The organism is Streptomyces megasporus, assembly GCF_000718985.1.
Classification (GTDB): domain Bacteria; phylum Actinomycetota; class Actinomycetes; order Streptomycetales; family Streptomycetaceae; genus Streptomyces; species Streptomyces megasporus.
Window position 1 is genome coordinate 1 of record NZ_JODL01000091.1, and the last position, 493, is coordinate 493.

General features: G+C 69.8%; 1 protein-coding gene. It reads left to right on the forward strand.

The window, feature by feature from the left end; translation table 11 throughout:
• On the forward strand, positions 1-493 hold a 493-nt coding region (locus IF47_RS0126805; RefSeq protein WP_031511625.1), incomplete at both ends, for an RNA-guided endonuclease InsQ/TnpB family protein.

The following is a 493-nucleotide window of genomic DNA, read 5'->3' on the forward strand; positions in this document are numbered from 1 at the left end:
GCTGCCGTCGACGCCGTCCACGGTGACGGTGGTCAAGGACGGCGCGGGCCGGTATTTCGCGAGCTTCGTCGTCGAGACCGGCCCGGAAGAGGTGCTGCCCGAGGCCGCGCCCGAGGTGGGTATCGATCTCGGTCTCGGGCACTTCGCCGTCCTCTCCGACGGGACGAAGGTCGACAGCCCGCGCTTCCTGCGTCGGGCCGAGAAGCGCCTGAAGAAGGCGCAGCGCGCCCTCTCCCGCAAGGAGAAGGGCTCCAGCAACCGGAACAAGGCCCGGCTGAAGGTCGCCCGCGCTCATGCGAAGGTGGCCGACGCGCGCCGCGAGTTCCACCACCGGCTCTCCACGAAGCTGATCCGCGAGAACCAAGCGGTCGCCGTGGAGGACCTCGCGGTGAAAGGACTCGCCCGCACGCGTCTGGCCAAGTCCGTCCACGACGCCGGCTGGTCGGCGTTCGTGAACATGCTGGAGTACAAAGCCGCCCGGTACGGGCGCACC